The sequence below is a fragment of the Sphingobium yanoikuyae genome (assembly GCF_013001025.1).
Taxonomy (GTDB): domain Bacteria; phylum Pseudomonadota; class Alphaproteobacteria; order Sphingomonadales; family Sphingomonadaceae; genus Sphingobium; species Sphingobium yanoikuyae_A.
In genome coordinates this window covers 3,662,982-3,685,620 of the sequence record NZ_CP053021.1, presented here as the reverse complement: position 1 = coordinate 3,685,620, position 22,639 = coordinate 3,662,982, and the positions used below count along the sequence as shown (strand labels likewise).

Sequence of the window (22,639 nt, the reverse complement as noted above, 5' to 3'; positions counted from 1 at the left end):
GTATCCTGAAACAAATATGGCGGCCGTTCCGGGGAGTTGGAGAGGGTTCCCGGAACGACCGCCATGAAAATGGGGCGCAGCGAGGAGACGCCGCGCCCCATCGGGCACTTATTTGAAGGTGTAGCGGACACCCAGCGCGAAGGTGCGCGACAACAGGGTGGTGCCCAGGTTGAACTGATCCGGGCCGCCGACATCTTCGAACTTATAGTAGGTCTGCTGCTTCGACTTGGTGAGGTTCACCGCGTCGAAGGTCACACCCAGGCGATCATTGACGTTCCAGGTGAGCTGGAGGTCCAGGCTTTCCTCGGGGTTGCGCCACACGCCGATCGGGTTGGCGAACAGGCGTGCCTCGTTGTTGGCGAGGAATTCCTTGCGCCAGATATAGGACAGGCGCGCGCCGATCGGGCCATTATCATAGGCCAGGGTGGCGTTGTAGCTGAGGTCAGACACGCCGAAGAAGGACGAGCTTGCTTGACCGGTCACTTCGCCGGCCGAATTGGTGAGCGGAATATTCTGCTTGGAGTCGAGGACCGTGACGCTGCCCACGAAGCCCAGACCCTTGAGCGGACCCGGCAGATAGCTGGGGAAGTAAGTCAGGCCCAGTTCCAGCCCCTTGAGCACGCCGTCCGACGCATTGACCGGGCGGGTGATGGCGAAATAGTCCGTCGCGCCGGCTTCGATGCCGTTGTTCGGGATATATTCCATGACCGTCAGCGGAACGACCAGGCCGCTGATCTCGCGGCGGAAGCCCGTCAGCGTGATCGCGCTGTTGCGTTCGAAATACCATTCCAGCGCCACGTCGAAATTCTTCGAATGGGTCGGCGCCAGATTGGCCGTGCCGGCGCTGCCGCTGCCATAGCCGACATTGGTGAGGTCACCGGTCAGGTTATAGTTCGGATTGATATCGCCGAAGTTGGGACGACGCAGCGTTTCGCCATAGTTGAAGCGCAGGCGCAGATTGTCGAAGATTTCGTAGCGGGCGGTGAAGCTGGGCAGCCACTTGTCCGAACCCGACGAAACGCCGGTATGGGCGCCACCATTATAGCGGTCGAAGAAGTTGTAGTCGGTATCGACCGTCACGTAGCGGACGCCTGCCTGCAGCTTGAGCGGACGGCCGAAGATCGAGACCTCGCCATCGGCCTGCACATACATGGCGATGGTGCTTTCATCGATGTCGAAGGTCTTCTGCAGCGACAGCTGGTCGGAGGTCGGCAGGCCATAGAGGCCACGCACCAGATCCGCATTGTCATGCAGCCAATAACCGTTGGCCAGCGTCCAGCTGGACGGCACGTCGGCGCGGCCCTGGTAGAAGTCCTTGTTGGTGAAGGCGGCGCCTTCGCCCAGGCCGGCCAGGGTGGTCGCCACCAGCGGTGCGCCACGATCCTGAGTGCGCACGGCGTTCGATGCCTTGCGCTGGTCGATGCGAATGCCGGCCTTCAGCTGGCGGATGAAGCCTTCGTCCCAGGTGTAATAGCCATCGAGCGTGCCGGTGATGGCGCTGCCCTTGTCGCGATTGGCATTGTCGTACATCTGCACGACGTTCCAGATGCTGGGATCGTTCAGCAGGCTGTCGTCGCTGAAGTGGTAGGACGGGATGCCACCACCGGCGTTGAAATCGACGTCGATCGAGCTGGCGACGCGGTCGGTGCGCATCGCGATGAAGGACGATTTTACCTTGCTGGTCTGGTAGGCGAGGTCGCCGACGATCTTGCCGCGATCGCCCAGATCCCACTTGCCGTTTAGGGCATAGACGAAGCTGTCGGTCTTCGACTTGTTGAAGTCGCCGCTGTTGAAGCCATAGACGTCGGCCACGCCGGTGCGCGACTTGACGATGTTGGTGCCTTCATAGGTTTCGACCGTGCCGGGGTTGCCCCACCAGTCGACGAAGCTGAACTGCAGGCTGTTGAAGGTTTCGCCGCGATAGCCGGCATAGAAGACTTCAGCGGTGTAGACCGAGCTGCTGTTCGGTGCCCACTGCAGGGCGACGTTGAAGGACGGGCGCTCGCGCTTGCCATAGAGGTCAGAGCTGAACACGGCGTCGCGCGACAGGAGATAGGGAACCTGCGCGCCGTTGATGTCGAGCGTCGAGCCGGTGGCGGTGGGCAGACCGCGGTCTAGGCCGGGCTGCCAGTTCACATTGTCCGGGCCGGGGAAGATGCGTTCCAGACGCGAGAAGCCGTTGCCGGCTTCGGCGGCGAACGGCACCAGCGCGCCGGCCGTGACGGTCTGGTCGCGATATTTGGTGCGGGTGTAGCTGCCGTTCACCAGAATGCCGATGTCGCCGATGCCGGTTTCCCAGCGATCGCTGACCAGCAGTGCGACGTTCGGATTATAGGTGTCGGCCTGCTCATTATAGATGCCGCGGGCCAGGCCCGAAATGGCGAAGCCGTCGAAATCGAACGGGCGACGGGTCTGGACGTCGACCTGGCCGGCAAGGCCGGTTTCGATCTGGTCAGCCGAGCGGGTCTTGTAGACGTCGACGCGGTTGACGAGGTTGGCGGAGATATCCTGCAGCGAGAAGGACTGGCCGGCGGCGGTGAAGATGTTGCGACCGTTGAGGGTGGTCAGCGCGTCGGGCAGGCCACGGATCGAGATGCCGGCCGCTTCGCCGCCGGCGCGGTTGGTGACCTGGATGCCGGTCACGCGCTGCAGCGCTTCAATGACGTTATTGTCCGGCAACTTGCCGACATCTTCCGAGACGATCGAGTCGACGATCTGGGTCGAGTTCTTGCGGACGTTCAGGGCACCGACGATCGATGCGCGCACGCCGGTGACGACGATGTCGGCGGATTCATCTGCCGGCGCGTCCTGCGCGATGGTCTGCGGAGCGGCGTCGGTCTGCGCGAAGGCGGCGCCCGACAGGGTCAGCGCGACAAGCGACGCAGAACAGAGTGCGATCGGCCGGATAGCCATTTTCAAGTCCTCCCCAAGGGGCTGGCCCGTTGCCATGCCCACGAATTACTCGGACTAATTATTTCCACATGCTGAGAAGCGCAAGTGAAATATTGGGTCGGGGTTGCGCTACGTGGCACCCATGTTGCAAATTTGCCGCAGCGATTCTGGCCCGGTTTTTCGGGTGTTTCAGGCCATAAAAGGCCGAAAGGCCATGGGCTTGCGCGGCTTTTGGCGGCGCGAGCCCATGGCCCTATTTGTCAGACTCGGCGAGTCGCGGTCAGTCGGCGTACCATTGCGTGCGCGGATCCTTGCTGCGCGCAAGGCCGATGCGGCCGTCGATCGCGGCGAGATGCTTGCCGGCGACGGCGATGGTCGCGAAGCGGACCGTTCCCTGGGCCGCATCCTCGAACCGGACGAACTGGCTGCGCAGCGCGAAATCGGCACTGCGATCATCCTTCATCAGGCTGACCGTGCCGTCCTTCGCCGCGACCAGATAATGGTCGGGCAGCAGGATGGGGGAGAGCATCACGCTCTTGGCGCCGGCGCGGCCGGGCGATTGGCGGAACTGGGTCTGGGCGAGCGCGGGATTGCCCGCGATCAGCTCCGTGCCCTGATGGGCCAGCAGCGCCTTGGGATCGGCAGCCGAGACGAACCGTTCGGGCATGGCGCCATTGCCCACGGGCACGCCGAAGTCCGGGGTGCCGTCGGCCTGGAAATAGAGGCGCTGGACGCGGGTATGGCGGTCCGGGTTGAACAGCGGGTCGCCCTGGATCGCCTCATAGTCGCGACCATGATAGACGAGGATGTCGCGGCCCTTCTCGTCCACGGTGAAGCTGTTGTGGCCGGGGCCATAGACGCTGGTTTCGGTGCAGGTCTTGAACACCGGCTGGGGTGACTTGGTCCAGCTCTTGGGATCAAGCAGGTCGGCATTCTCGTCCGCGGTCAGCATGCCCAGGCAATAGCGCGCGTCGGTGGCGCTGGCCGAATAGGTCATGAACAGGCGGCCATTGCGATGCAGGACGGCGGGGGCTTCGGCCACCTTGTAACCGCGCACTTCCCAGTCGAGGGTCGGCACCGTCAGGCGGGTCGCCTTGCCGGCCAGCTTCAGTGGCGATTCCAGCTTGGCGATGTAAAGGTTGCTGTTGGTGTTGATGCCCGGTTCCTTTTGGGCCCAGGCAAAATAGCGCACGCCCTTGTGGACGAAGCTGGTGGAATCGAGGTTGAAACTGTCCCAGGGGGCCTGGAATTCGCCCAGTACGCTCCATTTGCCGGTCATCGGATCGGCGCCGTCGCACACCACGGCATAGGTGCGGATGCGGAACACGTCGTCGCCACCGCCGCTCGGGCCGGCAGCGAAATACATATACCATTTGCCGTCGATCTGGTGGAGTTCGGGCGCCCAGATGAAGCCGGAGCGCGGGCCGCTTGCCTCATGGCGCCACAGCACCGCCTCCTCGGCGGTGGCAAGGCCGGCCAGCGTCTTGGAGCGGCGCAGCACCAGACGGTCATATTCGGGCACCGATCCGGTCATGTAATAATAGCCGTCATCGTGCAGGAAGACCTGCGCGTCGGCGCGCTGCTTGACCAGCGGATTGACCGGCACCGGGGCCGCAACTGCCGGAGCGGCGGCACCGGCGCGGGCGGCGATCGGCGCGGCCGACAAGGCGGCAGTGCTGGCGAGGAAGCCACGGCGGGACAGACGACGGGACAGGGCGAAATTCATTCTTCTCTCTCCTGATGCCGCGGCGGGACGCGGCGATAGTCAGACAATTGGATCAATAATCGGCAACGGGCCAGCCGTCAGCCCCCCAGCGCACCGGCGCAATGCGCAAGGTGGGGGCGCCGTTCGCCTGTTTGTCATAGGCATGGTAGACGACATAGTCCTTGCCATCGCGATCATGCAGCCAGCCGGCATGGCCGGGGCCGCGGAAACGCTGCTGTTCCTGCAGGTCGGCGCGCAGGAAGATGCTGCCGCCGCCTTCCATCAGTGGGCTGCCGTCCTTGCCCAGATAGGGGCCAGTGATCGCCTTCGAACGGCCGATCACGGTGTAATAAGTGCTGTTCACGCCCTTGCAGCAATAGTCATAGCTGACCATCAGCCAATAATAGCCGCCATGGTCGACGATGAAGGGCGCTTCCACCGGCGCCGGGCCGCCGGCGGGGGCGGGGCGACGTGCGATCGAATAGGGCTTGGCCTTGGGATCCTTGGGCTTGCCGGTCCTGGGATCCAGCTCGAACAGCTTGATGCCGGTCCAGAAGCTGCCGAGGCTCAGCCAGTGGCGACCATTGCGGTCGATGATGAAATTGGGATCGATGGCGTTATAATCATCCTCCCTGGTCGACATGACGACCAGCCCCTCGTCGCGCCAGCCGAAATTCTTCGCCTTGGGGTCCAGTGTCGGGCTGGTGGCAAGGCCGATGGCCGAGCGGTTCGAACCGAAGGTCGAAACCGAATAATAGAGGCGATAGCGGCCGTTCACATAGGAAATGTCGGGCGCCCACATGCCGTTGCTGCCGGGGATTGCCTGCTTGGCCCAGTCGGGCAGGGCGGTGAAGACAGGCTCGCCGGCGGTCCAGTGGACAAGGTCGGGCGAGGTTCGCGTCTCGATCAGCCGGTCGCCATGGCCGGTGCTGAAGACATGATAGGTGCTGCCTTCGCGGATGATGACCGGATCATGGGTGGGGACGAGGTCGCCGGTCAGGCGATCGTTGAGCGTGGTCGCGGGCTGCTCGGTCGGTGCCTGCGCGATCGCACTGCCGGCCAGCAGGGCGAGGCTTGCCAAGGTGATGATGGTCTGCCGCATCTGCCGGCCTCTCCCCAAATTATCGGAAACGAAAAATGGGCGGGCAGCCCCGAGGAGCCGCCCACCCAGTTGGCGAAAAGCCTTATTGCAGTTCGAGCACGACCACCGACTTGGGCGGCAGCGCGACGGTCAGCGTGCCGCCGCTGACCTGTGCGCCGGTGAAGGCGACGGGTTTGACGGTTTCGGGCGCGTCGAAACTGTTGTGCGAATTGATCGCCGACGCCGTCAGGATACGACCGGTGACGCTGCTGGCGCTCAGGCCATCGAGCTTCACGGTGACGGTGTTGGTCTGGTTCGGGTCGAGGTTCGACAGGCCGACATGGACCTTGCCGTCCTTGCCCTTGACCGCCGAGCCGCTGACCGCCGGCATCGTGTACTGATCCTTCGCATACCAGGGCGTCTGGATGTCGATCGGCAGCACGGTGGCGTCCTGCCAGGGCTTGTACATCTCGAAGACATGATAGGTGGGCGTCAGCACCATCTTCTTGCCGTCGGTCAGGATCATCGCCTGCAGCACGTTCACCATCTGCGCGATCGCGGTCATGCGGACGCGGTCGGCATGCTTGGCGAAGATGTCGAGATGGATCGAGGCGATCAGCGCGTCGCGCAGCGTGTTCTGCTGGCGCAGGAAGCCGGGATGCGTGCCCGGATCCTGGGCATACCAGCTGCCCCATTCGTCGACCGCCAGGAAGACGCGCTTCTTGGGATCATATTTGTCCATGATCGCGCTGTGCTTGGTGATCAGCTCGTCCATGTGCATCGCGCCGTTGAGCGCATCGGCCCAGCCATTTTCGTCGAAGTCGACGGCGGGGGCGCGCGGCGGCCAGCCACCGGCGGGATGGACATAATAATGGAGCGAGACGCCATCGAGCTTGTCGCCCGCGACGCGCATCATGGTTTCGGTCCAGTTATAGTCGTCGACATTGGCGCCGGCGGCGACCTTCATGATCTTGGTGCCGGCAGGCGCCTTGACGAAGGTGGCGTAGCGACGGGTTTCGTCGGCGGCGAATTCGGGGCGCATGTTGCCACCGCAACCCCACAGCTCGTTGCCGATGCCGAAATAGGGAACGGCCCAGGGTTCCTTATGGCCGTTCTTGGCGCGCAGTTCGGCAAGGCTGCCGGCGGGCGCGGTCATATATTCGACCCATTCGGCCATTTCCTGCGGCGTGCCATTGCCGACATTGCCGGCGATATAGGCTTCGGCGCCGACCTGGCGCAGCAGCTCGAAAAATTCGTGCGTGCCGACGGTGTTCGGTTCGGTCACGCCGCCCCAATGGGTGTTGACCTTGACCGGGCGGTCCTTCTTCGGGCCGATGCCTTCACGCCAGTGATATTCGTCGGCGAAGCAGCCGCCGGGCCAGCGGATCACCGGCACCGCCAGGTTGCGCAGTGCGGCGACGACGTCGTTGCGGAAACCGTTGGTGTTGGGGATGGACTTGTCGTTGCCGACCCACAGGCCGCCATAGATGCCATTGCCCAGATGCTCGGCAAACTGGGTGAAGACGCGCTTGTCATAGACGGCGCCGGGCTGGTCGGCGTGGATCGTCGCCGTGGTCGGCTTGCCGCCGGTCTGGGCGTGCGCGGCCGGGGCGAGCGCGGTGGCGCACAGCAGCAGCGCGGCCGTGGTACGGCGCAGGGCTTTCAACATTCCTCTCTCCTCTCGAATGTCAGTCGTGAAATGCGTCGGTGGTTTCCCGCTTGCCGCGCAGGAAGGCGTCGGCGACCAGGCGCAGCGGGTCGGTGTCGACATCGCTGCGGCCGCCGCGGATCAATGTGGCGAAGCGGCTGTAGAGGCCAGCATATTCGATGTCCTCGCCATGCTCGGTGCCGCTGGGCAGCGACAGCACGGCGCCGCCATGGCTGAGCTTCAAGGGGCCGGCATCTGTCTCGACGATGATGTCCCAGCTTTGCGGGCCGGTCTGGCGCCAGTCGAGATCCATGTGGATTTCGGCGCCGGCGGTGTCGCGGAACAGCATGTCGGCGGCGATCGGCGCTGCGCGGTTTTCCGGCAGCACCAGGGTCGCGTCCTTCAGGAAGAAGGGGCGCGGCAGGATATGGGTGGCGATCGACAGGGCGTTGATGCCGGGATCGAACACGCCCAAGCCGCCGGGCTGCCAGATCCAGGCCTGGCCCGGATGCCAGACGCGGACATCCTCACGCCAGATGATCGAAACCTTGTCGATCCGCCGTTCGGCGAGCCAGGCGCGGGCCGGAGCGACGCCGGCGGCAAAGCGCGAATGCCAGGCCGCGAACAGGCTGGCCCCGACCTTGTCGGCACGGGCGCTGAGCGCGGCCACTTCGGCCAGGGTCGCGCCGGGCGGCTTTTCCAGGAAGACATGGATGCCCTTGGCCAGGGCCTGCGCCGCCAGGTCGTAACGGACCTGGGGCGGGGTGCAGAGCGCGACCGCATCGACGGCCGGGCCCTGTTCCAGCAATTCGTCCAGGCTGGCATGGTGCGGCACGCCGTCCAGCCCGGCATCATGCGGGCTGACCGTCGCGGCAAGACTGAACGCGCTGTTCTCACGGATGGCGGGAACATGCTGGTCGCGTGCAATCTTGCCGATGCCGATGATCGCGATGCGGATCGGGTCCATCGCTTCAGAGCGCCTGTACGGTCACTTCGACAGGTTCGGCGCGCTTGAGCGCATTGCGCACCGGCAGGGTGAACGGCGCGGCGATGATTTCGAACACGTCGCCTTCCTGCGTCTGCACGCCGTCGCTGAAGGACAGGGTGGCGGTGCCGAAGAAATGGACATGGACGTCGCCGGGGCGGCGGAACAGGTCATATTTGAAATGATGATGTTCCAGATTGGCGAAGCTGTGCGACATATTGCCTTCGCCCGACAGGAACGGCTTTTCCCAGATGGTCTGGCCGTCGCGCAGGATGCGGCTGGTGCCCTCGATATGCTCGGGCGGGGTGCCGACCAGCAGTTCCGGGCCAAGCGAAGCCTGGCGGAGCTTGGAGTGGGCGAGCCACAGATAATTGTGGCGCTCGGTCACATGGTCGCTGAACTCGTTGGCGAGCGCGATGCCGAGGCGATAGGGCATGCCGTCGGGGCCGATGATGTAGATGCCGGCGATTTCCGGTTCCTCGCCGCCATCCTTGGCAAAGGCGGGCATGGTCAGCGGATCGGTCGGGCCGACGAGCTGCGAGCCGTCACCCTTGTAGAACCATTCGGGCTGCTGGCCGGTCTGGCCGGCGGCGGGCTTGCCGCCCTCCAGCCCTTCCAGGAACATGCGCATCGAATCGGTCTGCTTTTCGACGGCGGCCGCCTCGCGGTGCATCTTGTCGCGACCCTCGGCCGAGCCGAGATGGGTGAGGCCGGTGCCGGTCAGCTGGATATGGGCGCCATCCTCATGGTCGATCGGGGCGAGCAGTTCGCCGGCCTCGAAAGCGACACCGATGTTGACAGCATCACCCTTGCCCGCGGCGGCGACCGCTTCGGCCAGGCTGATCTTGCGGTCGATGGCATGCAGCGCGAGCGCGCGGATGCTGTCGAAACCGGGAACGAAATGGGCGGTGTCACCTTCGGCCGCGATCACGGACCGGACGCCGTTTTCGGCGCGGTGCTGCAACAGACGCAATGTCATGAAAAACTCTCCTCCCGCGCGCCGATCCGTGGCGCTGGTATTGGCTAGACAATCCCGCTTTGCGCCAAGCTGGCGCGCTGCCTGGAAAGGTCGGGCAATCAGCCGAATGGTGGCCGCCTTTTCCCTTTCCATCCCTTAATTACTCCGACATATTACAGGAAGATGGTAATGGCAATGATTGTCTTTTAAGAAGAGCCATGCCTGATGAGGGGCAGGCCGAGAGGAGCGTGAATGGAACAGGGGAAGCCGCCCGGAAATGGGGCAGGGGCGGACAATGGCGGAGGGGCGGCCAAGCCGACGCGCGGCCCCGGCCGCCGGCTGCATGGCGCGATCGCGCACAAGCTGGGCATGGCGATCTTGTCCGGCCAATATCAGCCCGGCGACACGCTGTCGGGCGAAGTCGCCTTTGCCGAGGAACTGGAAGTATCGCGCAGCGCCTATCGCGAGGCGATCCAGGTGCTGACCGCCAAGGGGCTGGTGGAAAGCCGGCCTAAGGCGGGCACCCGCGTGCTGCCGCGCAACCGCTGGAACCTGCTGGACCCCGAAGTGCTGGCCTGGGCCTTTGCCGGCGAACCCGACATCCAGTTCGTGCGCGACCTGTTCGAGCTGCGTGCCATCGTCGAGCCGGCAGCGGCGCGGCTGGCGGCGATGCGGCGCGACAAGGAGGATCTGCGCATCATGAAGGATGCGCTGACCGCGATGCGCCGCCATACGCTGGCGACCGAGGCAGGGCGCGCGGCCGACCGCGATTTCCACAATGCGATCCTGAACGCGACGCGCAATGATGCCTTGCTGACGCTGACTGCCAGTATCGGCGCTGCGGTCAACTGGACCACCCAGTTCAAGCAGCGCGCCCGTGCCCTGCCGCGCAACCCGATTCCCGACCATGTCCGCGTCTATGATGCGATCGCGGCCGGCGATCCGGTCGCGGCGGCTGAGGCGATGGGCGTGCTGGTCGACCTGGCGCTGGAGGACACGGCGAGCACGATGGGGCGCTGAGGCGTCTGACGAAAAATGCGCGGAAGAGCGCATTTTTAAGAGCGGTACCAGCCTTCAAACGAGGCGCGTGACTCGTTTGAACCCCACCCGGCCTCCCATCAGGATACCATGTCTGGGTGGCCGGGTGGGGGTGCGGGCCGGTGCGGTAGCTAACAAAACAACCTAAAGAAAAAGGCCGGGGTGGCGATCCACCCCGGCCTTTTCTGTTTGGGTCCAAGCCTGACGCTTAGTGCAGTTCCGGCTCTGGCAGCGCCTGCGTCGTCTTCGATCCCCACAGGGCGTAGAAGAGGACATAGAGTTCGCAGGCGGCGGTCAGCAGGAAGCTGGTCTGCAGGCCATAATGGTCGGCCATCCAGCCCTGCACCACGACCAGTGCGCCACCGGCAATCGCCATCACCAGCAGGCCCGAACCTTCTTCGGTCAGCGGGCCAAGGCCCTTGATGCCGAGGGTGAAGATGGTCGGGAACATGATCGAGTGGAACAGGCCGACCAGGATCAGCGACCACATGGCGACCGGGCCGGTGGTGAAGACGGTGACCATCATCACGATGAAGGCACCGACCGAGAAGGCGGCGAGGACATGGCCCGCGTCGAACTTCTGCATGATCGCCGAGCCGGCGAAGCGGCCGACCATCATGCCGCCCCACAGGAGCGACAGATAATTGCCGGCCTGTTCATGGGTCAGGTTGGCGATGGTGGGCTGGCTGACGAAATTGACGAACAGGTTGGCGACGCCGATTTCCGCGATCAGATAGATGAAGATCGCCGGGATGCCGAACACCAGGTTGCGGTGCGACCAGAGCGAATGCTTCTTGCGCTCTTCCTTGGCGAGGCGCGAGGTCGCGCTGCCCATGGCGGGCAGGGGGAAGCGGGCGATGACGAAGGCCAGCACCACCAGCACGATCGCGACCAGCACATAGGGCAGGATCACCGACTGGGCGTCGGCCAGGCGTTCGGCCTGGGTCAGGACGACTTCGCCCTGCGCCGTGCCGGCCTTCGACCGGCCGAGGATCAGATAGGCGCCGAACATCGGGGCCAGCATCGTGCCGGCCGAGTTCATCGCCTGCACCAGGTTAAGGCGCGACGAGGCGGTTTCCGGCTTGCCGACGACCGCGACATAGGGGTTGGCGGCGACCTGCAGCAGGGTGATGCCGCTGGCGATCACGAACAGCATGACCAGGGTCACGCCATAGGAGGGGATGGATGCGGCGACCGTCATACCCAGCGCGCCGGCGGCCATGATCAGCAGGCCGATCACCAGCGACTTCTGATAGCCGACCCGTTCGATCAGCTTGGCCGAGGGAATCGAGGCGACGAAATAGGCGATGAACCAGACCGATTCGATCAAGGTCGTCTGGGTATAGCTCAGCTCGAACACGCTGCGCAGATGCGGCAGCAGCGTGTTGTTGATGACGGTGATGAAGCCCCACATGAAGAAGAGGCTGGCCAGCAGCGCGAGCGCGGGCCCATAACGCGTGCCGGGGTTATGCGTTGCGACCGGCGCAGCGCCTGAGGAAATCGGTCCTGCCATTCATCCTTCTCCAGTGCAGTTCCACTAGCTGACGAGACCGATCTAGGGTTGCGTCCGCTTATTTTGTCGGAGTATATCCCCCGTAACCGCCCGTCAATGGGCGTAGGTTTCACGAGAGGAAGTCCATGCGAAAGGTCGTCGATTTGAAAACAGCGCTGTCATACGCACTGGCCCTGTCGCTCGCAAGCGGCACGGCGATGGCGGCGGATGCCAGCCGCGCCCCGGCCGGCAAGCTGGCCGACGGCACCGCGATCGAGACGATCACGCTGAGCAACAGCCATGGCGTGTCGGCCAAGATCCTGAGCTATGGCGCGACGCTCCAGTCGCTGTCCGGCCCGGACAAGGACGGCAAGAGCGCCGACGTGCTGCTGGGCTATGACGATCTGGGCGGCTATGTCGACCATCCCAACTTCTTCGGCGTGACCGTGGGCCGCTATGCCAACCGCATCGCCGGCGGCAAGTTCAGCCTTGATGGCAAGGCCTATCAGCTGCCGCTCAACGACAAGGTCAATTCGCTGCATGGCGGCGGCAAGGGCTTCGACAAGCAGGTGTGGAAGGTCGTGTCGGTCAAGAGCGGGCCGGTCGCGACGCTGGTGCTGTCGCTGGTCAGCCCCGATGGCGATTCGGGCTATCCCGGCAAGCTGGACGTCACCGTCACCTATACGCTGGACGAGAGCGGCAATCTGGGCATCGCGTTCGACGCGAAGACCGACAAGCCGACCATCGTCAACATGACCAACCATGCGATCTTCGACCTGGGCGGCGAAGGCTCGACCGACGGCGCGCTGGGCCATGTGCTGACGATTCCGGCCAAGGCCTATACCCCGGTCGATGCCAATCTGATCCCGACCGGCGAACTGAAGCCGGTGGACGGCGGCGTGTTCGACTTCCGCAATGGCCGCCGCGTCGCTGACGGCATCCGCGACGGCCATGATGCGCAGATCATCGCAGGCCGTGGCTATGACCATAATTTCGCGCTCGACAAGGGACTGACCAAGGCACCGGGCCTGGCCGCGCGTCTGGAAGATCCGGCATCGGGCCGCGTCCTCGAAGTGCTGACCACGGAACCGGGCGTGCAATTCTATACCGGCAATTTCCTGGACGGCACCTTCATCGGCAAGAACCAGCATGTGTATCGCATGGGTGACGGCATCGCGCTGGAGCCGCAGAAGTTCCCCGACTCGCCCAACCAGCCGAGCTTCGTTTCGGCGCGGGTCGATCCGGGCAAGCCCTATCATCATCAGATGGTCTATCGCCTGTCGGTGAAGCGCTGACATGACCGCCTGGCGCAAGATCGAACGCGGCGACATCCGCGACACGCTGGGGGAGGGGACGCTCTGGTCCGCCCGTGAAAATGCGGTCTATTGGGTCGATATCCTGGCCCCGGCGCTCAACCGGCTGTCGCTCGACGATGGCCAGGTGTCGCGCTGGGCCATGCCCGAACCGCTTGGCTGGGTGGCCGAGCGGGCGCAGGGCGGCTTCATCGGTGGTTTCCAGAGCGGCTTTGCCAGCTTCACGCTGGACCCGCTGGCGATCACGCCGATCCATGATCCCGAACCGCATCTGCCTGGCAATCGCATGAACGATGGCAAGGCGGACAAGGATGGCCGCATCTGGTGCGGCACGATGGACATGGCCGAAGGGCAGGATGTCGGCGCGCTCTATCGCCTTGATCGCGATGGTTCGGTCACGGAGATGGACGATGGCTATCGCGTGCCCAATGGCCCGGCCTTCTCGGCCTGTGGCGAATATCTCTATCATAGCGATACCGGCCGCCGGATCATGTATCGCTTCCGCCGCGGCCCGGACGGAACGATTCACGATCGCCAGCCCTTCATCACCTTCACCGAAGCCGATGGCCATCCTGACGGCATGACGGTGGATGCCGAAGGCTATTTGTGGGTGGCCCATTGGGGCGGTTCGCGGATCAGCCGCTTCTCGCCCGAGGGCAAGCTCGATCGGGCGATCGAACTGCCGGCGAAGCAAGTGACCAACATCACCTTCGCCGGTCCCGACCTCGACCGCATGTTCGTCAGCTCGGCCGCGATCGGCCTGCCCGAATTCGACTATGACGGCGCCTTTTTCGAGGTGGAATGCGGTGTGAAGGGCCTGCCGACCAATCTCTACGGCGGCTGATACAAGCCACCGACAGAAAATAAGCCGCCGGCCTGCAAGGGCTTGGCGGCTTTTTTCATGTCCTGCGACGAGCCGTGGCAAATCGCTGTTGCAACCCCTGCGGCTACGCGCTAATGCGCAGGACAACGTTGTCACTCCCCTCTCCAAAAGGGTGGCAATGCTTCATCCCGGTCGATGGCCGGCGACTGCACGCGCTACGCTGTCGGCCGGGATGTGCCTTTTCCTTGAAATCGCTGGAAAATCGGGCGCCGCTCAGGTGGGGCGACGCAGGCGCAATGTCGCGCGCAGGCCTGGGGCGGCATCGCCCAGCAGCAGCGCGCCATGATGCAGCCGCGCCACCGCTTCGACCAGCGACAGGCCCAGCCCCGATCCGGGCTTGGTGCGCGACGGGTCGAGTCGGCCGAAGCGTTTCATTGCCGCTTCATGCTGGTCGGCGGGAATGCCCGGCCCATTGTCGCTGACGCTGATGGTGAGCGCGTCGCCATCCATCGCGGCTTCAAGCGCGATACGATCGCCGCCCTCGGCATATTTCAGCGCATTCTCGATCAGATTGGCGATCGCCTGGCTCACCAGTTCGCGGTGGAGCGGGAAGGCGAGGCCGGCGGGCGCCGCGACATGGAGGGTGAAACCGCTATCCTCGATCAGCGGGCCATAGACTTCGGCCAGATCCTCCAGCAGTTCGGCGATCGCCGTGTCGCGCATCCGGTCGCTGCCGAAACCGGCCTCGGTGCGGCTGATGAGCAGGGCGGTGGAGAGCATCCCCTGCAGCGTCTGCGCCTCGCGATGGACCTTTTCCAGCGCGTCGAGCGCCTGGTCGTCGCGGGTCTGGGTGCTGGCCTGCTCCACCACCGAGAGCAGGCGGGTGACGGGGGATTTCAGATCATGGGCCAGGCCGTCGGTCATCATCCGCAACTGGCTGACCAGCGCGTCGATCCGCTCCAGCATGGCGTTGATCGACAGGCCCAGGCGATCGAAGGCGTCGCCGCTGCCGTCGGTGGCGACCCGGCGATGGAAGGCGCCGACCGCGACCGCATTGGCGGTGTCGGCGATCGCCGAAATCTGGCGTGTCAGCACCCGGCCGAGCAGGATGGCGATGATGAGGGTGAGCAGCAGGCTCATCAGGAAGGCGATGGTCAGCGCCTCCTCATAGATGCGGGTCAGTTGCAGGCTGTGGGACGTGACGATGCCGGCGAGCAGGCGGCCGCCATCGGGCAGGCGGGATGTGCTGACGCCGATCGGCTCGGGCTGTTCGCCGCCGATGCGATACAGCTCGATCGTGCGCCAGGGGGTATTGTCGGGAATCGTCGTCGGCCAGGCGCCCAGATTGCCCGCGACGATCCGGCCCTGCGCATCGGTCAGCAACAGCACGATGCGCTCGCTGCGCACCGTGGGCAGGCGTCGTTCGATATCCTGCCGCAGTCCGGCCGCCCCGCGCTCCCGCGCGACCCGCAGCAATTCGTCGCGCAGGTCATGGACGGCATCGCGGTCGGCGGCGACGACGGTGCGCTGGCTTGCCTGCTGCACGAACAACAGCACGCCGCCGGTGACCAGGAACTGGCAGAGGAAGGCGAGCCCGACGAAACGGCCGATGGTCGACCGGGCAAAGCCGCGCCAGCCGTCCGCAGCCCCGGCCCGCGCCTCCACCTCAGCCATCGAGGCCCAGGCGATAGCCCATGCCGCGTACCGTATGCAGCAGCGGCCGGTCCGATACGTCGTCCAGCTTGCGGCGCAGGCGGCTGATATGCACGTCGATAACATTGGTACCGGGGTCGAAATGATAGTCCCACACGCCTTCCAGCAACATGGTGCGGGTGACGACCTGGTCGGGGTGGCGCAGGAAGAATTCGAGCAGGCGAAATTCGCGCGGTTGCAGGTCAATCGCCTTGCCGGCGCGCTTCACCCGGCGGGCGAGCAGGTCCATGTCGAGATCGTCATAGCGCAGGCTGGTGACGACCGCGGCATTGCCGCCGGCCTTGCGCAACAGCAACTGTACCCGCGCCAGCAGTTCGGCAAAGGCGAAGGGCTTGGTCAGATAATCGTCGGAGCCGCTGGTCAGCCCCTCGACCCGATCCTCGGGCGTGCCGAGCGCGGACAGGAAGATGACCGGGGTTTCGATGCTGGCGGCACGCAGCGCCTTCAGCATCGCCATGCCGTCCATCGCCGGCATCATCCGGTCGAGGATGATCACGCCATAGCTGCCGTCGCTGGCGAGGAACAGGCCGTCGCGGCCATTATCGGCCTGATCGACGGTAAAGCCCGCCTCGGTCATGCCCTTGACGATATAGGCGGCGGTGGCGGCATCATCCTCCACCACCAGGATCTTGTGGCTCATGCGCGCGGCCCCCTAATCTGGCGAACGGTCGAGCGCTACCATGCGGACGGCATCCTGATGCCGCAAGCCCAATATGAGATGGGCGTTGCCATGCTGGCTGAGATAGGCATTGGCCTGGTCCAGCGAGGCGATCGGCGTGCCGTCGATACGGATGAGGTCGTCGCCCACGGCGATGCCGGCGCGGGCTGCCGGGCCGCTCGATTCCATGCTGGTGACGACCAGGCCCGTGCCGGCCGGCTCTGCATTTTCCAGCGTCAATCCGGGCAGCAATTGGGCGCTGGCGCCCGACACGCTGCCATGATCCTCCGCATCGCGGCGGACATGCAGGAAGAAGGCGCCGCTCATCAACGCCGCACACAGCGCCAGGCCGATCAGCAGGCGGCTGGTTGCGGTCTTGTCTATGCGCGGGGCCTCCATGTTCCTGGCCATGTCCTGAGCTGTCTTTGCGGGTAGAATGGGCGAGGCGGGGGTGCGTGTCATGTTACACTTTGTTCATGCCGGGGACCGCTGCAGCGGGTGTGACCGAGACGCGGCCCGACCGCTCCAGCTTGCCCCATCCCACGACCCAGCCGCCAATGGCCGATACGATCGCGCGGACCACCACCCAATACATGATCTGGCGATAAACGAAGCGCTGGGCGACCAGCAGATGGGCGGGGTAGCGCACCTTGTTGCCGTCGAGCCGATAGGCCATCCAGCCACAGGCGATGTCGATGCCGGTAAAGACCAGCCAGTAGAGCGCCATGGTCGCGACGTCGCCGCTGGTCTGGGCCCAGCCATGCTGCTGCACGCGCAGGATCGTCCCGGCGATCGACAGCAGCAGCGCCAGATCGATCAGCGGCGAGATGGCGGCGAAGACGATCTGGAACAGCCAGGCCTGCGGCATGCCCACCAGGGCAAGGCCTGTCGGCTTGCGGCTGCGCAGGATGGCGGCGTGCTTCCACAGGCATTGCAGCGTGCCGAAGGCCCAGCGATAGCGCTGCTTCGACAGCGCCTTGAAGCTTTCGGGCGCCTCGGTCCAGGCGATCGCCTCGGGATCGAAGGTGACGCGCCAGCCGGCGCGCTGGATTGCGATGGTCAGATCCTGATCCTCGGCCAGCGTGTCTTCGGGATAGCCGCCCACGGCGTCCAGTGCCGTCCGGCGCCAGGCACCGACGGCGCCGGGCACCACGGTCATGGCGTCGAAGCCGGCGAGCGCGCGCCGCTCCAGATTCTGCGCAGTAATGTATTCCAGCGCCTGCCAGCGGGTGACGAGATTGACCCGGTTGCCGACACGGGCGTCACCGGCCACCGCGCCGATCGCCGGATCGGCGAACCAGCGCGCCAGCCGCGCGATCGTCAGCGGCTCGAACTGGGTGTCGGCGTCGAGCGCGATCAATATCTCGCCGGTCGCCTCGGTGAGGGCGCGGTTGAGCGCCGCCGCCTTGCCGCCATTTTGCAGCGTGAGCAGCGTGACGCGCGGATCGTCGGCAAAGGCGCGGGCGACGATGGCGCTGGTTTCGTCCTTCGATCCGTCATCGGCGACGATCAGCTGTAGCGCGGGATAGTCGCTGGCCAGCACGCGGCGCACCGATGCTTCGATCACCCGCGCCTCATTATAGGCGGGGATAATGACCGAGACGGTCGGCTGATAGACGGGCGGGGCCGGGCGATCACGCCGGGTCTGAAACCAGGCGAGGAAGGTCATCAGCAGCGCGCGGGCAATGCCGAGCGAGATGGCGACATAGAAGATCCAACCGAGCAGGGCGGAGATGACGGCGAGCGTGATGAACATGCCGACATCGACGCGCACGGCGGTCAGGTCGCCGGCACGGACCGGCGGCATCGCCGCTTCGCGCGACAGACCGGCAAGGCGGGACACCGGTACGAAGCGATAGCCTTCCTTCTGCAGGGTGGTGATGATCTGCGGCAGGGCCGCGACCGTCTGTGACCGTTCGCCACCGCCATCATGCAGCAGGATGATATTCCCGGACCGGTCGGCATCGGCGGCATGGACCTGGTCGATCACCTGGCGGACGATCGTATCGGTGCCCGGCCGCTGCCAGTCATTGGGATCGACGTGCAGGCCGACGACGGTATAGCCGGCCTTCTGCGCGGCCAGCGCCGGCCCCAGTTCGTCCGCCGTGGTCGGTTCGGCGTCGCCGAAATAGGGTGCGCGGAACAGCTTCATGCTGCGCCCGGTATAGGCCTGGACCAGCCGCTGGGTGGCGTTGAGTTCCAGCCGGGTGCTCTCGTCCGACCAGGTGGCAAGGTTGGGATGGCTGTAGCTATGGTTGCCGATTTCGTCGCCGTCGGCGACGATCCGCTGCAACAGGCCGGGATGCTCCAGCGCATTCTCGCCGATGACGAAGAAGGTGCCGGGCACATGATGCTGTTCCAGCACCGACAGGATTTTCGGCGTCCAGGTCGCGTCCGGGCCATCGTCGAAGGTCAGCGCCAGCATCTTGGCCTGGGCGCCGCCGGTCCGCCGCACCTGATAGGGGGTGGGCAGGACATGATAGGTTTCGCGCAAGATCGTCCCCTGCGGGCCGAAGGCGATCGAGCGGCTGCCATCGGTTGGCGTCGCGGTGATGCGCAATATCTCGCCCGATCCCTCGACATCGGTGTCGAGCTTGCTCGCGACCTGGCGCAGGTCGGGCCGGCTGCCGTTGCGGAAGGCGGTGAGATCGGACCAGATGCCCGGATCCTCGCTGCCCAGCCGCCACAGCGCCACGCCCTGGATGCCCAGACGGCGCAGCGCCTGCAACTCGTTCCAGCTGGCGGCGGCATCAAGCATCCAGACCTGATGGCGATGGCCGTCATCATCATAGGCGAAGCCGGCATTGCCGCTGGCGGGATCGAAGCTGACCGGAGCGTCGCTGTCATGGGCGGCGAGCCAGGCCTCGTCGAGCGACAGGGCGTCGGCGCCGCCATCATGCCAGTCATAGCCATAGCTGCCGAGCGCAACGATGATGCGATCGCGGCCGATGCGGCGGCTGGCATCCTCGACCGCGCGGGCGAACCAGTCCTGCGCCGCGATCGGGCCGGGCGTGCCGCCCTGCCAGTGCTGGTCATAGGCCATGAAGATGACATGGTCGGCGATCTGGCCGAGGCGGGCGAGCGGCCATTCCTCGCCGGCGGGGGCGGTCACCGCCAGCTTGGCGCGGGCGGGCAGGTCGCTGCGCAACTGACGCAGGAAGTGGAGATAGGCGGGCAGCGCGCCGGACGGCAGCGATTCAAAGTCCATCACCAGCCCGGCATCATGATGCGCCGCGACCGAGGCGGCGAGCCGCTGGGCGAGCTGGCGGCTGGCGGCCGGATTGGCGAGCAGGCGGGCGGTGCCGGCGCCGTTCCAGCCATGGGCATCCAGATTCTGGACCATCGGCAGCAGCTTGGGCGGTCGGCCCATACTGGCGATCATCTGGTCGAGGCGCGGGTCGGCATGGAATCGGGGCGTGGGATCGTCGCCCGGCACGGTTACGAGGGCGGGCACGACCCAGTCGAGCTGGCCGACATGACGGCGCAGCGAGGCGATGCTGCTTTCGTCATCGGGGACATAGAAGCCGACATTGAGCGGACGGGCCTGTGCGACATGGCCGGGCCAGCGCGGCAGCCATTTGGACAGGTCATGGCGCAGCCGCGACATGCCGGTCAGATGCGCGGCGCGTGGCTGGGGCAAAGGCAGCGCCAGATCGCCTTCCGACGGGACGGCGATCAGCGTCGTCGCAAAGGCGATGGTGGCGGCGATGATGGCGCACAGCAGGGCGGCGAGGGCACGCCGCGCCCAGATGCCGCGCCGGCCGGTGGGATCGAAGAAAATGGGTCTGGTCATGGCCTGTGGTCCGCGCGTCGCTACTCCTCTGCGACGATGACGCGGCAATAGGCCGGCCCGGCTTCCCGCCGGATGATCCCATCATGAAATCTTGGTCATGAACCTTATCGCGCGGTCCAGCGATCGGCCAGGCGCACCGGCTTCCACAGGTCGGGCCCCATCAACAGCAGCGCCATCCCGCCGCTGGCACAAAGAAAGGCCAGCGCGGCGAGCGACAATTGGCCGATGGTGACCGCTGGATGGCCATGGGCGAGCGCAGCCAGGGCGCGCCCTTCGGGCCAGAGCGTGGCCAGCAAGGCGAGGCCGAGCAGGCGCAGGCCGATCTTCAAGGTCCAGCGGGGACGCCAATTATGCATCACGTGCCGCCTCCGTTGCGGCGGCATCGCAATTAAGCGGACGGGCATAGGGATGCGAGACAGGGAACCGGCAGATTGCGTAGGGATTTCATAGCATTTGAAGCAGCTGCGGGCCGCCTGGGCCGGAATCATATGCGAATCCTATGCCGGGGAGGGCAGACCCCTATGGTTTTCAAATGGCCTTTCATGGCATGGCGGCCCGATAGAAAGACGAAGGGCACTCATAGATGACTGAACAGGGGGATCCGGCCGCAGGCCAGGATCGCACGCCGCACGGCCGACCGGCTGCGCTTGCGCTCGGTGCGCTGGGCGTGGTGTTCGGCGACATCGGCACCTCGCCGCTCTATGCGCTCAAGGAAAGCTTCGTCGGCCATCACCCGCTGGCGGTCGATCCGCTGCATATCTATGGCGTCCTATCGCTGATCTTCTGGACGATGACGCTGATCGTCACCGTCAAATATGTGTTCATCGTTATGCGCGCCGACAATGATGGCGAAGGCGGCAGCATGGCGCTGCTGGCGCTGATCGGCCGGCGGCTGGGCGAGACACGCTGGACCCCGGCGATCGCGATGCTGGGGGTGCTGGCGACCGCGCTCTTCTATGGTGACGCGATCATCACGCCGGCCATTTCGGTGCTGTCGGCGGTCGAGGGCCTGACCATTGTGCAGGCGAGCCTGGCGGATATGGTGCTGCCGATCGCGATCGTCATCCTGATTGCGCTGTTCCTGATCCAGCGCTTCGGCACGGCGATGGTCGGCATGGCCTTTGGCCCGATCATGGCGATCTATTTCATCACGCTCGCCGCGCTCGGCATTGCCAATATCGTGCAGCACCCCGAAATCATCGGCATCGTCAATCCGCTCTGGGCGATTCGCTTCTTCGCGATCGACCCCAAGCTCGCCTTCCTGGCGCTCGGCTCGGTGGTGCTGGCGGTGACGGGGGCGGAGGCGCTCTATGCCGACATGGGCCATTTCGGGCGCAAGGCGATCAGCATCGCCTGGCTCTATGCCGCCTTTCCCTGCCTGATGCTCAACTATCTGGGGCAGGGGGCGCTGCTGCTCGACAATCCGGCGGCGGCGCAAAATCCCTTCTTCCTGATGGCGCCGGACTGGGCACGTCTGCCGCTGGTGATCCTAGCCACCATGGCGACGATCATCGCCAGCCAGGCGGTGATCTCGGGCGCCTTCTCCGTCACACAGCAGGCGGTGCAGCTGGGCTTCCTGCCGCGCCTGCGCATCCTGCACACCAGCGCCTCGGCGGCAGGACAGATCTATGTGCCGCTCATCAACTGGCTGCTGCTGATCTTCGTCATCCTGCTGGTGCTGGGCTTTGGCAACAGCAGCAATTTGGCGGCCGCCTATGGCATCGCAGTGACCGGCACGATGGTCATCACCGCCTGCATGCTGGGCGTGCTGACCTTCAGCGTATGGCGCTGGCCGCTGCCGGCGGCGGCGGGCGTCACCGGCCTGTTCCTGGTCATCGACGGCGCCTATTTCGCGTCGAACGTGACCAAGATCCCCGATGGCGGATGGTTCCCGCTGCTGGTTGCGGCAGTGGTGTTCACCGTGCTGACCACCTGGGCGACCGGGCGGCGGATCATGCGCCATTATCTGCGCGAAGGGGCGATGGAGCTGGACCTGTTCGTGCGATCGACGCTGGCCTCGCTCAAGCGCGTGCCGGGAACGGCGATCTTCCTCTCCTCCACCACCGACGGCGTGCCGCCGGCACTGCTGCACAATGTGAAGCATAACAAGGTGCTGCACGAACGGGTCATCATCCTGACCGTGCGCACCCAGGGCGTGCCGCATCTGCCGCTGCAGGGGCGCACGACGGTGGAGGATCATGGATCGGGCTTCTACCGGCTGATCCTGCGCCATGGCTTCATGGAGGATGTGGATATACCGGCGGCGATGAAGTCGGTCCACGACTGTGGCGGGCCGATCAGCGTCAAGGACACGAGCTATTTCCTCAGCCGCCAGACGCTGATTCCGTCGGAACGGCCGGGCATGGCGATGTGGCGCGAAAAGCTGTTCGCCTGGATGATCCGCAATGCCGAAAGCCCGATGGCCTTCTTCAACCTGCCGACCAACCGCGTGGTCGAGCTGGGGTCGCAGATCGAGATCTAGAGCCTGATCGTCTGAGGCGAAAGCGTTCCGCGCTTTCACCGATGGCGTGAATCAGGCT

The 22,639-nt window shown here is 65.1% G+C and carries 16 protein-coding genes; 4 read left to right on the top strand and 12 right to left on the bottom strand.

Translation table 11 applies throughout. The annotated features are described in order from the left end of the window. Window positions 1-108 precede the first annotated feature (108 nt). From HH800_RS17690 to araD1, 6 genes are all read right to left on the bottom strand, one after another. On the bottom strand, window positions 109-2,913 hold the full coding sequence (locus tag HH800_RS17690) for a TonB-dependent receptor (protein ID WP_169861886.1): 2,805 nt from the start codon (window positions 2,911-2,913) through the stop codon (window positions 109-111). A gap of 259 nt (window positions 2,914-3,172) precedes the next feature. After that, window positions 3,173-4,618 (bottom strand): glycoside hydrolase family 43 protein, encoded by a 1,446-nt coding sequence (locus HH800_RS17685; RefSeq protein ID WP_169861885.1) that lies wholly within the window; start codon window positions 4,616-4,618, stop codon window positions 3,173-3,175. A gap of 52 nt (window positions 4,619-4,670) precedes the next feature. Further along, window positions 4,671-5,699, bottom strand: a complete 1,029-nt coding sequence (locus HH800_RS17680) for an arabinan endo-1,5-alpha-L-arabinosidase (protein ID WP_169861884.1) — start codon at window positions 5,697-5,699, stop codon at window positions 4,671-4,673. Between the two features lie 82 nt (window positions 5,700-5,781). Further along, complete coding sequence (locus tag HH800_RS17675) at window positions 5,782-7,347, bottom strand: alpha-N-arabinofuranosidase (RefSeq protein ID WP_169861883.1); 1,566 nt, start codon at window positions 7,345-7,347, stop codon at window positions 5,782-5,784. A gap of 19 nt (window positions 7,348-7,366) precedes the next feature. Continuing rightward, window positions 7,367-8,293 (bottom strand): Gfo/Idh/MocA family protein, encoded by a 927-nt coding sequence (locus HH800_RS17670; RefSeq protein WP_169861882.1) that lies wholly within the window; start codon window positions 8,291-8,293, stop codon window positions 7,367-7,369. A gap of 4 nt (window positions 8,294-8,297) precedes the next feature. Next, window positions 8,298-9,290, bottom strand: coding sequence for an AraD1 family protein (araD1, locus tag HH800_RS17665; RefSeq protein WP_169861881.1), 993 nt, complete (start codon window positions 9,288-9,290; stop codon window positions 8,298-8,300). Window positions 9,291-9,521: 231 nt separating this feature from the next. On the opposite strand from araD1, the gene HH800_RS17660 reads away from it, so the two are divergent. Continuing rightward, on the top strand, window positions 9,522-10,289 hold the full coding sequence (locus HH800_RS17660) for a FadR/GntR family transcriptional regulator (RefSeq protein ID WP_010338088.1): 768 nt from the start codon (window positions 9,522-9,524) through the stop codon (window positions 10,287-10,289). A gap of 226 nt (window positions 10,290-10,515) precedes the next feature. On the opposite strand, the gene HH800_RS17655 is transcribed toward HH800_RS17660, so the two are convergent. Continuing rightward, window positions 10,516-11,820, bottom strand: coding sequence for a sugar MFS transporter (locus HH800_RS17655; protein ID WP_004208494.1), 1,305 nt, complete (start codon window positions 11,818-11,820; stop codon window positions 10,516-10,518). 125 nt (window positions 11,821-11,945) lie between these two features. On the opposite strand from HH800_RS17655, the gene HH800_RS17650 reads away from it, so the two are divergent. After that, window positions 11,946-13,094 carry an aldose epimerase family protein gene (locus HH800_RS17650; RefSeq protein WP_169861880.1) on the top strand — a complete coding sequence of 383 codons (1,149 nt, stop codon included), beginning with the start codon at window positions 11,946-11,948 and terminating at the stop codon, window positions 13,092-13,094. A 1-nt stretch (window position 13,095) separates the two neighbouring features. After that, complete coding sequence (locus HH800_RS17645; RefSeq protein ID WP_169861879.1) at window positions 13,096-13,956, top strand: SMP-30/gluconolactonase/LRE family protein; 861 nt, start codon at window positions 13,096-13,098, stop codon at window positions 13,954-13,956. 252 nt (window positions 13,957-14,208) lie between these two features. On the opposite strand, the gene HH800_RS17640 is transcribed toward HH800_RS17645, so the two are convergent. The 5 genes from HH800_RS17640 to HH800_RS17620 all read right to left on the bottom strand — a co-directional run bounded on the left by HH800_RS17640 (window position 14,209) and on the right by HH800_RS17620 (window position 20,455). Further along, the gene (locus HH800_RS17640) at window positions 14,209-15,609 is read right to left on the bottom strand and encodes a sensor histidine kinase (protein ID WP_169861878.1); all 1,401 of its coding nucleotides are present in this window, start codon (window positions 15,607-15,609) and stop codon (window positions 14,209-14,211) included. After that, complete coding sequence (locus HH800_RS17635) at window positions 15,602-16,288, bottom strand: response regulator transcription factor (protein ID WP_169861877.1); 687 nt, start codon at window positions 16,286-16,288, stop codon at window positions 15,602-15,604. The genes HH800_RS17640 and HH800_RS17635 overlap by 8 nt, the downstream gene beginning before the upstream one ends. Window positions 16,289-16,300: 12 nt before the next feature. Next, window positions 16,301-16,705, bottom strand: coding sequence for a PDZ domain-containing protein (locus tag HH800_RS17630; protein ID WP_010338093.1), 405 nt, complete (start codon window positions 16,703-16,705; stop codon window positions 16,301-16,303). A 64-nt stretch (window positions 16,706-16,769) separates the two neighbouring features. Beyond that, window positions 16,770-20,099 carry a glycosyltransferase gene (locus HH800_RS17625; RefSeq protein ID WP_169861876.1) on the bottom strand — a complete coding sequence of 1,110 codons (3,330 nt, stop codon included), beginning with the start codon at window positions 20,097-20,099 and terminating at the stop codon, window positions 16,770-16,772. Window positions 20,100-20,203: 104 nt separating this feature from the next. After that, the gene (locus HH800_RS17620; RefSeq protein ID WP_010338096.1) at window positions 20,204-20,455 is read right to left on the bottom strand and encodes a hypothetical protein; all 252 of its coding nucleotides are present in this window, start codon (window positions 20,453-20,455) and stop codon (window positions 20,204-20,206) included. 227 nt (window positions 20,456-20,682) lie between these two features. Between HH800_RS17620 and HH800_RS17615 the strand changes: the two genes are divergently transcribed. Beyond that, entirely contained in the window at window positions 20,683-22,581 is a 1,899-nt protein-coding gene (locus HH800_RS17615) for a potassium transporter Kup (protein WP_169861875.1), read from the top strand. Window positions 22,582-22,639 lie beyond the last annotated feature (58 nt).